The following is a 12,573-nucleotide window of genomic DNA, read 5'->3' as shown; positions in this document are numbered from 1 at the left end:
AAATTGTCAAGCAGCAACCCGCTGCGTGACCCCGCAGACCGACGGCTCCCGCGTATCGCGGGGCCGTCGGGTCTGGTCATTTTCGGCGTCACCGGTGACCTCTCCCGCAAGAAGCTCATGCCCGCCGTGTACGACCTCGCCAACCGGGGTCTGCTGCCGCCGGGCTTCTCGCTCGTCGGTTTCGCCCGCCGCGACTGGGAGCACGAGGACTTCGCCCAGGTGGTGCACGACGCCGTCAAGGAGCACTCCCGCACCCCGTTCCGCGAGGAGGTCTGGCAGCAGCTCAGCCAGGGCATGCGTTTCGTCCAGGGCACCTTCGACGACGACGAGGCGTTCGAGCGCCTGCGCGGCACCATCGAGGAGCTGGACAAGGCGCAGGGCACGGGCGGCAACTTCGCCTTCTACCTCTCGGTGCCCCCGAAGTCGTTCCCCGTGGTCATCCAGCAGCTGAAGAAGCACCAGCTGGCCGACCAGTCGAGCGGTTCCTGGCGCCGCGCGGTGATCGAGAAGCCGTTCGGCCACGACCTGGAGTCCGCCGAGGAGCTCAACCGGATCGTCCACGAGGTCTTCGCCCCGGACCAGGTCTTCCGCATCGACCACTACCTGGGCAAGGAGACCGTCCAGAACATCCTGGCGCTGCGCTTCGCCAACACGATGTTCGAGCCGATCTGGAACCGGTCCTACGTGGACCACGTGCAGATCACCATGGCCGAGGACATCGGCATCGGCGGCCGGGCCGGCTACTACGACGGCATCGGCGCCGCCCGCGACGTCATCCAGAACCACCTCCTCCAGCTGCTCGCGCTGACCGCGATGGAGGAGCCCGCCTCCTTCGACGCGGACGCGCTGGCCGCGGAGAAGACCAAGGTGCTCGGCGCGGTGCGGCTGCCCAAGGACCTGGGCCGGGACACCGTGCACGCCCAGTACACGGCCGGGTGGCAGGGTGGCGCCAAGGCCGTCGGCTACCTGGAGGAAGAGGGCATCGACCCCAGGTCGAAGACCGACACCTACGCCGCGATCAAGGTCGGTATCGACAACCGGCGCTGGGCGGGCGTCCCCTTCTACCTGCGCACCGGCAAGCGGCTCGGCCGCCGCGTCACCGAGATCGCGGTCGTCTTCCAGCGCGCCCCGCACTCCCCCTTCGACTCCACGGCCACCGAGGAACTCGGCTCGAACGCGATCGTCATCCGCGTCCAGCCCGACGAGGGCGTCACCGTCCGCTTCGGCTCCAAGGTGCCGGGCACGTCGATGGAGATCCGGGACGTGTCCATGGACTTCGCTTACGGCGAGTCCTTCACGGAGTCCAGCCCGGAGGCGTACGAGCGCCTCATCCTGGACGTGCTGCTCGGCGACGCGAACCTCTTCCCGCGGACCGAGGAGGTCGAGCTGTCCTGGAAGATCCTCGACCCGATCGAGGAGTACTGGGACGAGCACTGCACCCCGGCCCGGTACCCGGCCGGCACCTGGGGACCCGTCGAGGCGGACCACATGCTCGAACGAGACGGACGGAGCTGGCGCCGCCCATGAAGACAGACCTCACGGACACCACGGCCAGCCAGATCAACAAGGCGTTGGTGCTGGGCCGCCGGGCGATCGGCACCCCGGCCATCGGCATGGTGCTCACGCTGGTCATCGTCACCGACGAGGAGAACGCCTACGACGCGCTGAAGGCCGCGAGCGACGCCGCGCACGAGCACCCGTCGCGCACGCTCGTCGTCATCAAGCGCGTCTCGCGTTCGCCGCGGGACCGCACGAAGTCCCGGCTGGACGCCGAGGTCCGCCTCGGCGCCGACGCGGGCACCGGCGAGACGATCGTGCTGCGGCTGTACGGCGACGTCGTCGAGCACGCCCAGTCGGTGGTCCTGCCGCTGCTGCTGCCGGACGCGCCGGTCGTGGTGTGGTGGCCGGTGAACGCGCCGCTGGACCCGGCCGGGGACCCGCTGGGCGCGCTGGCCCAGCGCCGGGTCACCGACACCTACGCCTGCGAGGACCCGGTACGGGAGCTGGCCGCCCGCGCCGACGCCTACACGCCGGGCGACACCGACCTGTCCTGGACCCGCATCACGCCGTGGCGCTCGATGCTGGCGGCGGCCCTCGACCAGGTCGACTGCAAGGTGCAGGCGGTCGAGGTGGAGGGCGAGGAGTACAACCCGAGCTGCGAACTACTGGCCATGTGGCTGGCGGACCGGCTGGACGTGCCGGTGCAGCGCTCGGCGTCGAACGGTCCGGGTCTCACGGCGGTCCGGATGGACACCGACTGCGGTCCTGTCGTCCTGGACCGGGCCGACGGCTCGCTGGCGAACCTGTCCATCCAGGGCCAGCCGGCCCGCGCGGTGGCGCTCAAGCGCCGCGAGACGGCCGAGCTGATCGCGGAGGAACTGCGGCGCCTCGACCCTGACGACACGTACGCCTCGGCGCTGCGGTACGGGGTGGACCGGCTGAACGCGCCGACCGCCTCGGGCACGCCGGCCAAAGGGGACGCCGGGGCCGTCGCGGTCGCCGCTCCCGTGGGGGCGGCTGCGAAAGCTCCCGCGAAGGACGCGGCGCAGGAGAAGACACCGGTGAAGAAGGCGGCGGCGAAGTGAGCACTCCCCAGCTGGTCGTGCACCGCGACAAGGAGCTGATGGCCGAGGCCGCGGCGGCCCGGCTGATCACGAAGATCGTGGACGCGCAGGCCTCCCGGGGCAGCGCGTCCGTGGTCCTGACCGGCGGCCGCAACGGCAACGGCCTGCTCGCGGCGCTCGCCGGGTCCCCCGCCCGGGACGCCGTCGACTGGGCCCGCCTGGACCTGTGGTGGGGCGACGAGCGCTTCCTGCCGGAGGGCGACCCGGAGCGCAACGTCACCCAGGCGCGCGAGGCGCTGCTCGACTCGGTGCCGCTGGACCCGAAGCGGGTGCACGCGATGCCGGCGTCCGACGGCCCGCACGGCTCGGACGTGGAGGCCGCCGCCGCCGCGTACGCGCAGGAGCTGGCCACGGCGTCCGTCCCCGAGAACCACGCCGCGGTGCCGTCCTTCGACGTCCTGCTGCTGGGCGTCGGGCCGGACACGCACGTGGCGTCGCTCTTCCCGGAGCACCCGGGAGTACGGGAGACGGACCGTACCGTGGTCGGCGTCCGCGGCGCGCCCAAGCCGCCGCCGACCCGGGTGACGCTCACCCTCCCGGCGATCCGCGCCGCCCGCGAGGTGTGGCTCCTCGCGGCCGGCGAGGACAAGGCGGAGGCGGCGGCCATCGCGTTGTCGGGCGCGGGCGAGATCCAGGCTCCGGCAGCGGGGGCACGCGGCCGTGCCCGGACGCTGTGGCTGCTGGACTCGGCGGCGGCTTCGCAGTTGCCGAGGTCGCTGTACCCGTCGGCGTCGGCCTGATCATCCTGTAGACGGGAGGGGGCGGCGGGGCGACAAGCCCTCACCGCCCCCTCCCCCTCCCGTCGGCTCACTCCCGCCGGCTCACTCCCGCCCGCGCAGCTCTCGGTAGGCGGCGACCAGCGCCTTGGTGGAGGTGTCCAGGCCGGGGACCTCGGCGCCCTCGGTGAGGGCGGGTTCGACGCGCTTGGCGAGCACCTTGCCGAGTTCGACACCCCACTGGTCGAAGGAGTCGATGTTCCACACCGCGCCCTGGACGAACACCTTGTGCTCGTAGAGGGCGACGAGCTGGCCGAGCACGGACGGGGTCAGCTCGCGGGCGAGGATCGTCGTCGTCGGGTGGTTGCCGCGGAACGTCTTGTGCGGGACCAGCTCCTCCGGGACGCCCTCGGCCCGCACCTCGTCCGGGGTCTTGCCGAAGGCGAGCGCCTGCGTCTGCGCGAAGAAGTTGGCCATCAGCAGGTCGTGCTGGGCCTTCAGTTCGTCGCTCAGTTCGGCGACCGGCTCGGCGAAGCCGATGAAGTCCGCCGGGACGAGCTTGGTGCCCTGGTGGATCAGCTGGTAGTAGGCGTGCTGCCCGTTGGTGCCGGGCGTGCCCCACACGACCGGACCGGTCTGCCAGTCGACCTCGCGCCCGTCCCGGCCGACGTACTTGCCGTTGGACTCCATGTCGAGCTGCTGGAGGTACGCGGTGAACTTCGACAGGTAGTGCGAGTACGGCAGCACCGCATGCGACTGGGCGCCCAGGAAGTTGCCGTACCAGATGCCCAGCAGGCCCATGAGCAGGGGGACGTTGGACTCGGCGGGGGCGGTCCGGAAGTGCTCGTCGACGAGGTGGAAGCCGTCGAGCATCTCGCGGAAGCGGTCCGGGCCGATGGCGATCATCAGGGAGAGCCCGATCGCCGAGTCGTACGAGTAGCGGCCGCCGACCCAGTCCCAGAACTCGAACATGTTGGCCGTGTCGATGCCGAAGTCGGCGACCCGCTCCGCGTTCGTCGACAGGGCGACGAAGTGCCTGGCGACGGCGGCCTGGTCACCGAGCGCGTCCAGCAGCCAGGTCCGGGCGGAGGTGGCGTTGGTGACCGTCTCGATGGTGGTGAAGGTCTTGGAGGCGATGACGAACAGCGTCTCGGCCGGGTCGAGGTCGCGGGTGGCCTCGTGGAGGTCGGCGCCGTCGACGTTGGAGACGAAACGGACCGTCAGCTCCCGGTCGGTGAAGGCGCGCAGCGCCTCGTAGGCCATGGCGGGGCCCAGGTCGGAGCCGCCGATGCCGACGTTGACGACGTTTCTGATGCGCTTGCCGGTGTGGCCCGTCCACTCCCCGGAGCGGACCCGGCCGGCGAAGTCGGCCATCTTGTCGAGTACCGCGTGCACCTTGGGCACGACGTTCTCGCCGTCGACCTCGATCACCGCGTCCCGCGGGGCGCGCAGCGCGGTGTGCAGCACCGCCCGGTCCTCGGTGGTGTTGATCCTCTCGCCGCGGAACATGGCGTCGCGCAGCCCGAACACGTCGGTGGCGGCGGCCAGATCGCGCAGCAGCCGCAGGGTCTCGTCGGTGACGAGGTGCTTGGAGCAGTCGACGTACAGGTCTCCCACCCGGAGCGTGCAGCCGGTGCCGCGACCCGGGTCGGCGGCGAACAGCTCACGCAGCCGCACCTCGCCGAGCTCCTCGCGGTGCTTGGCCAGCGCGGCCCATTCGGGCATCTGGTTGAGCCTGGTACGGCCGTCTTCGTTCATGTCGGACTTCAGCCTTCTTCCTTAGGTGTCCCAGCTGTCCCGGCTGTTCCAACCTAATTGATCAGCGCTGAAGAAGACTGGCCGGAGAAGACTGAAGGAGGCTGAACCGGATCTGAACCGGACCTGAACCGGATCCGGGCTAGATCTCGCCCCGCAGTTTGGCGAGCGCCTCGGCGAGGATCGCCTCGCCGTCCGCGTCGCTGCGGCGCTCGCGCACATACGCGAGGTGGGTCTTGTAGGGCTCGGTGCGCGGCGGGTCCGGTGGGTTGTCCCGGTCCTGTCCGGCGGGGAAGCCGCAGCGCGGGCAGTCCCAGGTCTCCGGGACCTGTGCGTCGCTCGCGAAGCTCGGCTGTGTCTCGTGTCCGTTGGAGCACCAGAAGGAGATGCGCAGACGCGGCGCGGACTCGCCACGCTCGGCCTCGCCCATCGGCCCCGCCCCGACCCGGCTTCCCCGGATCGCGTTGCCACTTGCCACGGTCGTAACTCCCTGCGTGATGGTGCCGCGAAGCGAGTCGGCGTTTCGCTCCGCTGCGAGCGCCTCAGTCTACGTAAGGCCCAACGCGCGTCCAGTGATTGGAGTTACAAGCCCAAACGCCAAGACGCAGGCCCCATGATAGGCCGCGCCGTGAAGCGCGTACCGGACATGGGGCCTTACGTGGGGGAGACGTGCGGAAGTGCGTATCGCCCGGGCGTCGCTGATCAGTTGTACGCGATCAGTTGTTCGCCTTCATCAGCAGGCCGAGCACCATGATGCACGCGAACCACAGCAGACCGACCACCACGGTGATCCGGTCGAGGTTGCGCTCGGCGACCGAGGAGCCGCCGACGGACGACTGCATGCCGCCACCGAACATGTCGGAGAGGCCGCCGCCCTTCCCCTTGTGCATCAGCACCAGCAGCATCAGCAGCAGGCTGAAGACGATCAGGGCGATCGAGAACCCCAAAACCACGGCTGGACCAACTTCCTCGGATTCGGATGAACGACGGGGGCACGGTGACAGCAGGCCACCATGCCCCCGCAAGGGTACGACGTATCGCCGCTACGGCATACTCACCGGTCGATCTGCCGGTCGACCGGTGATCGCCCGTCCGGCCTACTGGTCGCGGAAGCGCACGATCTTGACGAACTCGTCCGAGTCCAGCGAGGCACCGCCGACCAGGGCGCCGTCGATGTCGGCCTGCGCCATGATCTCGGCGACGTTGCCGGACTTGACCGAGCCGCCGTACTGGATGCGGACCTTGTCGGCCAGCTCCTGCGAGTACAGGTCGGCGAGCTTGCCCCGGATGGCCGCGCAGACCTCCTGGGCGTCCTCGGCGCCGCAGACCTTGCCGGTGCCGATGGCCCACACGGGCTCGTAGGCGATCACGACGCTCTCGGCCTGCTCGGCCGGGAGGTCCTTCAGACCGCCCTCGACTTGGGCGAGGGTGTGGGCGACGTGGTTGCCCGCCTCGCGGACGTCCAGCTCCTCGCCGACGCACAGGATCGGGGTCAGGCCGTGCTTGTAGGCGGCCTTGACCTTGGCGTTGACCAGCTCGTCGGTCTCGGCGTGGTACTGCCGGCGCTCGGAGTGGCCGATCGCGACGTAAGCGCAGCGCAGCTTGGCCAGCATCGGGCCGGAGATCTCACCGGTGTAGGCGCCGCCGTCGTGGGCCGAGATGTCCTGGGCGCCGTACTTGATCCTGAGCTTGTCGTGCTCGACCAGGGTCTGCACCGAGCGCAGGTCGGTGAAGGGGACCAGGACGGCGACCTCGACGGCGTCGTAGTCCTTGTCCGCGAGGGCGAAGGCGAGCTTCTGGACCTGGGCGATGGCCTCGAGGTGGTTGAGGTTCATCTTCCAGTTGCCCGCCATCAGCGGCGTGCGGGTGGTCATTGAGGTCAGTCCTCCAGTGCGGCGAGGCCGGGGAGCGTCTTGCCCTCGAGGTATTCGAGGGAGGCGCCGCCACCGGTCGAGATGTGGCCGAATGCGTTCTCGTCGAAGCCGAGCGTGCGGACGGCCGCGGCGGAGTCGCCGCCGCCGACCACGGTGAAGCCCGGGGCGTCGACGAGGGCCTGGGCGACCGCTTTGGTGCCCTCGGCGTAGTCGGGGTGCTCGAAGACGCCCATGGGGCCGTTCCAGAAGACGGTGGCGGCGTCGGCGAGCTTCGAGGCGTACAGCTTGCGGGTCTCGGGACCGATGTCCAGACCCTCCTGGTCGGCCGGGATGGCGTCCGCGGCGACGGTGGCGGGGTTGGCCGGGGCCTTGGTCTTCAGGTCCGGGAACTCGGAGGAGACCAGGACGTCGACGGGGAGGACCAGCTCGACGCCGTTCCTCTCCGCGCGCTCCATGTACTCCTTGACGACCGGGATCTGGTCCTCCTGGAGGAGGGAGATGCCGACCTCGTGGCCCTGGGCCTTGAGGAAGGTGTACGCCATGCCGCCGCCGATGAGGAGCCGGTCGGCCTTGCCGAGCAGCTGGTCGATGACGGCGAGCTTGTCGGAGACCTTGGCGCCGCCGAGGGCGACGACGTAGGGGCGCTGGACGTCGTCGGTGAGCTTCTTCAGGACGCCGACCTCGGTGGCGATGAGGTAGCCGGCGTAGTGCGGCAGCCGCTTCGGGAGGTCGAAGACGGAGGCGTGCTTGCGGTGCACGGCGCCGAAGCCGTCGCCGACGTAGACGTCCGCGAGGCCGGCCAGCTTGTCGGCGAAGGCGGCGCGCTCGGTGTCGTCCTTGCTGGTCTCGCCGGCGTTGAAGCGCAGGTTCTCGATGACGGCCACCCGGCCGTCATCGAGGCCGGCCACCGTGGACTCGGCGGCGGTGCCGACCGTGTCCTCGGCGAAGGCGACGTCGGCGCCGAGCAGCTCACCGAGGCGGGCGGCGGCCGGGGCCAGGGAGAAGACCGGGTCCGGGGCGCCCTTGGGGCGGCCCAGGTGTGAGGCGACGATCACGCGCGCGCCCGCGTCGGCCAGGGCCTTGACGGTGGGCACCACGGCGCGGATGCGGCCGTCGTCGGTGATGGTGGTGCCGTCCAGCGGCACGTTCAGGTCGGCGCGGACGAAGACGCGCTTGCCCGCGACGCCTTCGGAGAGCAGTTCGTCGATCGTCTTCATGCAGAGGGCTCCTGGGTTCTCGTGATCGCTCGTGATCCTACGAGGGCTGGTCGCTGCGGACGCGACGCAGGGCTCGGGCAGCGCGGCCTTGCGCTGTCCGAGCCCTGCCACCGCATCGCGGTGCCTGCTGAGTCCGAGTCGATCAGAGCTGGTTGCCGACGAAGACCGTGAGGTCGACGAGGCGGTTGGAGTAGCCCCACTCGTTGTCGTACCAGCCGATGACCTTCACGTTCTTGCCGTCCTGGACCATGGTCAGGGACGAGTCGAAGGTGCAGGACGCCGGGGCGTTGACGATGTCGGAGGAGACGATCGCGTCCTCGGTGTACTCGAGGATGCCCTTGAGCTCGCCCTCGGCGGCCTTCTGGAAGGCGGCGTTGACCTCTTCCTTGGTGACCTCGCGGCCGAGCTCCAGGACCAGGTCGGTGACCGAGCCGGTCGGGACCGGGACGCGCATCGCCATGCCGTCCAGCTTGCCCTTGAGCTGCGGGAGGACCAGCGCGGTGGCCTTGGCGGCACCCGTGGTGGTCGGGATGATGTTCTCCGCGGCGGCACGGGCGCGGCGCAGGTCCTTGTGCGGGAAGTCCAGGATGCGCTGGTCGTTCGTGTACGCGTGCACCGTCGTCATCAGGCCCTTGACGATGCCGAAGTTCTCGTCGAGGACCTTCGCCATCGGCGCCACGCAGTTGGTGGTGCAGGAGGCGTTGGAGATGACGTGGTGGTTCGCCGGGTCGTACTTGTCCTGGTTGACGCCCATCACGATGGTGACGTCCTCGTCCTTGGCCGGGGCCGAGATGAGGACCTTCTTCGCGCCGCCCGCGATGTGCTTCTCGGCGTCGGCCTTCTTGGTGAAGATGCCGGTCGACTCGATGACGATGTCGACACCCAGCTCGCCCCACGGGATGTCCGCGGGGTTGCGCTCGGCGAGGACCTTGATGGTCTTGTCGCCGACGGTGATGGTGTCCTCGGTGTGCGAGACCTCCTGCTTGAGGCGGCCGAGGATGGTGTCGTACTTGAGCAGGTGGGCGGTGGTCGCGGTGTCACCCAGGTCGTTGACAGCCACGATCTCGATGTCTGCACCCTGCTCCAGCAGCGCGCGGAAGTAGTTACGACCGATGCGGCCAAAGCCGTTGATGCCTACGCGGATCGTCACGAACCGATCTCCTCGTTGGTACGCCGGCCCGATGTGCCGGCGAGCTGTATTTGGGATGTCCCCGACCACCTCCGACCCTACCTCTCCGGGGCCTCGGGGGTGACATCGAGACGCCCCATACCCGGCAGGGCGGTCCGTACCCGCCAGTAGGGGTACGGACCGCCCGGGATCACGGGGACCGGTCACCCGATTTCGCTACACCGTGCCAGTCCCCCGCATCCCGGATTTCACTCGCCCAGGGCACGCAGCGCCTGCCGGACCAGCGCCGTCCGGGCCGCCGGTCCGGTGAGGTGTTCCAGACCGAAGCCCAGCAGCACGGTGTCGTCCGTGGTGACCGCGCCGTACGTCTGGAACAGGGTCCCGGTACGGGTCCAGTCCTTCAGCACGGCGGGGCTGCCCGCGGGCGGCCCGGAGACCCGCCAGTCGCCGAGCGCGGTCTCGAAGCCCTCGGTCGCGGTGGCCGTGCCGCCGACGACGAGCGAGGTCTCGTCGGCGAGGACGCCGCGCCCGCCGCTGCCGGGGTCGGTGACGTAGGCGATCGACACCTCGACCGACTTCCCGGCGTAGGCGCTCAGGTCGAACTCGACCTGCCGCCAGCCTCCGGAGGAGCCGGTGAGGCTGTTCCACCGCCCGGTCGTGCCGGCCGCGGTGCAGCCGTCGTCGGACAGGGTCAGGTAGCGCTCCAGCCAGGGGTGCTCGCCCACGTAGAACCCGGCCGAGCACTCCGCGGGCACGGCCGTGCCGGTGGCACCGCCCGCCTCGGGGAGCGTCGTCCAGTCGTCGGCGCCGGTGGTGTGCGCCTCGACGAGGGCGTGGTCGTAGCCGCGCTCGGTGTCCCACAGCAGCTGGGTGCGGAGCGTGGGCCGGTCGGCGGCGGTGACACCGGTGAGGTCGACGGTGCGGGTGAGGCGCTTGTAGGCGTCGTCGGTGTGGACGGCGGCGGCCATCCACTCGCCCGCGTAGGGCCCGTACGGGTTGACCGTCCCGGCGAACTTCCCGGCGCCCGCGCTCGCGAACTGCGGGTAGGTGGCGGCGGGCAGCTGGTCCGAGGTGACGCTGTAGGTCCCGGCGGCGTCCAGCGGATTGCCCGGGGCGTCACCGAGCGGGCCGGCGGCTCCGCCGAGCTTTCCGGAGCCGGTGAATCCGGTGGCTCCGGGGGTCGACGTACGGGTGTAGGCGCCCAGGTAGTACTGGCTGAAGTCGTCCGACATGGTGCCGCCGCCGAGGTCGACGCTGCCGCCGGCCCGTTCCCCCGCCTCGATCAGCCTGCCGCCCTCGTTGAGGTGGGCGCGCAGCTGGAGCTGGGTGGCGTTGCCCGGGTTCGCCGCGCCGGTGTAGTGGACGACGGTGTCGAAGTGGCCGAGGACGCCGAGCGCGTCGGGCGCGCCCTGTGTGGCGACGTCCCAGACGGCCGCCCGCTTCCCGTTGGCCTTGAGGGCGTCCACGTAGGTCTTCGTCTGCGTGGCCTTCGCGCCCTCCTCGGCGACGACGAGGACGTCGGCGCGGGGCCGCTCGGCGATCGTGTACGTGAAGTGCTCGCTCTCGGTCCGCCTGCCCTGCTTCGTCTCGCCGGTGAACCAGACCTCGACCTTGTCGCCGCGGTCGCCGTCCTTGACCTCGGCGCGGTACTCGTCGAAGTAGAGGTTGTCCTCGCCGCCGTACGTCTCGCCGCCCCGCCAGGGCTTCAGGGCCATGTCGTGGACGCGTCCGCCGTTGACGCGGTACTTCAGTTCCTTGTCGCGCACCGACTTGCGCACGACGACGGAGACCTCCTGGTCACCGCCGCGCGCGTAGGAGGTGTCGAACTCGGCCGGGGTGAAGTCGGCGGCCTCCAGGCCGACCGCGGAGGACGGCCGGTCGGGGTGGGCGGCGGTCTCGGCGACGGAGAGCGCGAAGGGGATGTTCTTCGCGAACTCCTGCTGGATCAGTTCCTCGTCGTCGGGGAAGTTGAAGCCCGACTGGCAGTCGCCCGCGTTCCACTCGTCGTCGGGGTCCTGTTCGGAGATGGTCTGGCAGGTCGACATCTCCGGTGTGAACATGGCCATGCCGTTGACGTTGGCCGCGTGGCCGTCCGCCTCGCCGTTGGTGGTGTAGAGCTCGGAGGAGACCTGCGGGTGGTACCCGGGGATCGCGGAGTTCTCCGGCGTGCCGGCGAGCGCCTCGTAGAGGACGTCGTCCGGGGTGTTCGTGGCCACCTGCCAGCCGACACCGTAGAGGAGGAGCTCGGCGGCGGAGTGGTAGTTGATCCCGTACGTGAAGCCGATCCGCTTCTGGAAGGCGTCCAGGGCCTTGGTCTCGGGCTCGGAGTTCGGGCCGGCGCCCCGGTAGGTCTGGCTGGTGGGGTTGGGTGACGAGCCCTCGTCGTCGTAGCCCCACTTGTAGGCGAAGTTGCGGTTGAGGTCGACGCCGTCGCCGGTGCTGATGGTGCCGTCGCCGTTGACGTCGCGCAGGTTCTTGCGCCACAGGCGGTTGTCGGTGTCCTCGAACGTGTAGTCGTAGCCGTCGGGGTTGGCCGACAGCAGGAACCACAGTTCGGTGGAGTCGACCAGCTTCCTGATCCGCCGGTCCTCGTCGTACTTGTCCAGGTAGTGGTGCATCAGCCGCCGGGTCATCTCGGGGGTGATCCACTCGCGCGCGTGCTGGTTGGACATGTAGAGGACCGCGGGCTTGGAGCCGTCCTTCGTCCTCTTCGCGTTCTTGGTGAGCTTGAGCGCGAGGATGTCCTGGCCGTTCACCGACTTGCCGATGGAGACGACCTTGGTGAGGCGGGGGTTCTCCTGCGCGGTCCGGAGGATCTCCTCCCGCAGGCCGCCTTTGCCGCTGTACGGGCGGAAGACGCCGTCGGCGGCGTCCCTGACGCGTTTCTCGGCCCGGGTGGAGAGGGTGTGCTCGATGAGGTCGAGTCCCTGTTTCTCCAGCTTGTCGGCCTGCTGCTCGGTGAGGTAGACCTCGACGGTGGCCGTGCCCTTGTCGGGGACCTGCTCACCGAGTTCGTGGCCGTCCTGGCCGGCGGCCAGCAGCAGGGGCACCTGCTCCTGGGTGACGTCGGTGCGGAAGACCTTCACCTCGTCGGCCTCCGCGGTGGCGGAGCCCGCGGGTTGTGCCTGGGCGATGGGTGCGAAGCTCGCTCCGCCGATCAGGAGCGCGCCGACGGCGAGGATCGATCTCGCTCTTCGTCTCATGAACCCCCCTAGATGGGGCCTGTCCGACAGGCCTGGGTTCGCCACAGCAGCGAAC

At 70.0% G+C, this 12,573-nt stretch carries 10 protein-coding genes; 3 read left to right on the top strand and 7 right to left on the bottom strand.

The genetic code is table 11. From position 1 onward, the window contains the following. Positions 1–3 precede the first annotated feature (3 nt). The 3 genes from zwf to pgl are packed head-to-tail and all read left to right on the top strand — an operon-like array spanning position 4 to position 3,364. Positions 4–1,527 (top strand): glucose-6-phosphate dehydrogenase, encoded by a 1,524-nt coding sequence (zwf, locus tag ACZ7G3_RS10950; RefSeq protein ID WP_470924778.1) that lies wholly within the window; start codon positions 4–6, stop codon positions 1,525–1,527. Then, on the top strand, positions 1,524–2,585 hold the full coding sequence (gene opcA / locus ACZ7G3_RS10945; RefSeq protein ID WP_470924776.1) for a glucose-6-phosphate dehydrogenase assembly protein OpcA: 1,062 nt from the start codon (positions 1,524–1,526) through the stop codon (positions 2,583–2,585). The genes zwf and opcA overlap by 4 nt, the downstream gene beginning before the upstream one ends. Beyond that, on the top strand, positions 2,582–3,364 hold the full coding sequence (gene pgl, locus ACZ7G3_RS10940; RefSeq protein ID WP_426598254.1) for a 6-phosphogluconolactonase: 783 nt from the start codon (positions 2,582–2,584) through the stop codon (positions 3,362–3,364). Before opcA ends, pgl begins: the two co-directional genes overlap by 4 nt. A gap of 81 nt (positions 3,365–3,445) precedes the next feature. Here the strand turns inward: pgl and pgi are convergent, their stop codons facing one another. The 7 genes from pgi to ACZ7G3_RS10905 all read right to left on the bottom strand — a co-directional run bounded on the left by pgi (position 3,446) and on the right by ACZ7G3_RS10905 (position 12,518). After that, positions 3,446–5,098: a glucose-6-phosphate isomerase gene (pgi, locus tag ACZ7G3_RS10935; RefSeq protein ID WP_470924774.1), complete on the bottom strand. Its 1,653-nt coding sequence runs from the start codon at positions 5,096–5,098 to the stop codon at positions 3,446–3,448. 139 nt (positions 5,099–5,237) lie between these two features. Further along, positions 5,238–5,573: an RNA polymerase-binding protein RbpA gene (locus tag ACZ7G3_RS10930; protein ID WP_003976875.1), complete on the bottom strand. Its 336-nt coding sequence runs from the start codon at positions 5,571–5,573 to the stop codon at positions 5,238–5,240. A 238-nt stretch (positions 5,574–5,811) separates the two neighbouring features. Then, positions 5,812–6,048, bottom strand: a complete 237-nt coding sequence (secG, locus tag ACZ7G3_RS10925; RefSeq protein ID WP_079160504.1) for a preprotein translocase subunit SecG — start codon at positions 6,046–6,048, stop codon at positions 5,812–5,814. 144 nt (positions 6,049–6,192) lie between these two features. Continuing rightward, a complete protein-coding gene (gene tpiA / locus ACZ7G3_RS10920) occupies positions 6,193–6,969 on the bottom strand; it encodes a triose-phosphate isomerase (RefSeq protein WP_426598256.1) in 777 nt (258 codons plus the stop codon). A 5-nt stretch (positions 6,970–6,974) separates the two neighbouring features. Next, positions 6,975–8,186 carry a phosphoglycerate kinase gene (locus ACZ7G3_RS10915; protein WP_470924773.1) on the bottom strand — a complete coding sequence of 404 codons (1,212 nt, stop codon included), beginning with the start codon at positions 8,184–8,186 and terminating at the stop codon, positions 6,975–6,977. 142 nt (positions 8,187–8,328) lie between these two features. Continuing rightward, the gene (gap, locus tag ACZ7G3_RS10910) at positions 8,329–9,336 is read right to left on the bottom strand and encodes a type I glyceraldehyde-3-phosphate dehydrogenase (protein ID WP_055416357.1); all 1,008 of its coding nucleotides are present in this window, start codon (positions 9,334–9,336) and stop codon (positions 8,329–8,331) included. Between the two features lie 227 nt (positions 9,337–9,563). Continuing rightward, complete coding sequence (locus tag ACZ7G3_RS10905; RefSeq protein WP_470924770.1) at positions 9,564–12,518, bottom strand: M14 family metallopeptidase; 2,955 nt, start codon at positions 12,516–12,518, stop codon at positions 9,564–9,566. Positions 12,519–12,573 lie beyond the last annotated feature (55 nt).

It is taken from the genome of Streptomyces sp. NPDC037271 (genome assembly GCF_055603605.1).
This window is presented reverse-complemented; position numbering and strand designations above follow the sequence as displayed.

Coding starts and splice junctions, on each gene's coding strand:
- opcA (WP_470924776.1), top strand. CDS start 1,524: ATGAAGACAGACCTCACGGACACCACGGCCAGCCAGATCAACAAGGCG.
- pgi (WP_470924774.1), bottom strand. CDS start 5,098: ATGAACGAAGACGGCCGTACCAGGCTCAACCAGATGCCCGAATGGGCC.
- tpiA (WP_426598256.1), bottom strand. CDS start 6,969: ATGACCACCCGCACGCCGCTGATGGCGGGCAACTGGAAGATGAACCTC.
- ACZ7G3_RS10915 (WP_470924773.1), bottom strand. CDS start 8,186: ATGAAGACGATCGACGAACTGCTCTCCGAAGGCGTCGCGGGCAAGCGC.
- ACZ7G3_RS10905 (WP_470924770.1), bottom strand. CDS start 12,518: ATGAGACGAAGAGCGAGATCGATCCTCGCCGTCGGCGCGCTCCTGATC.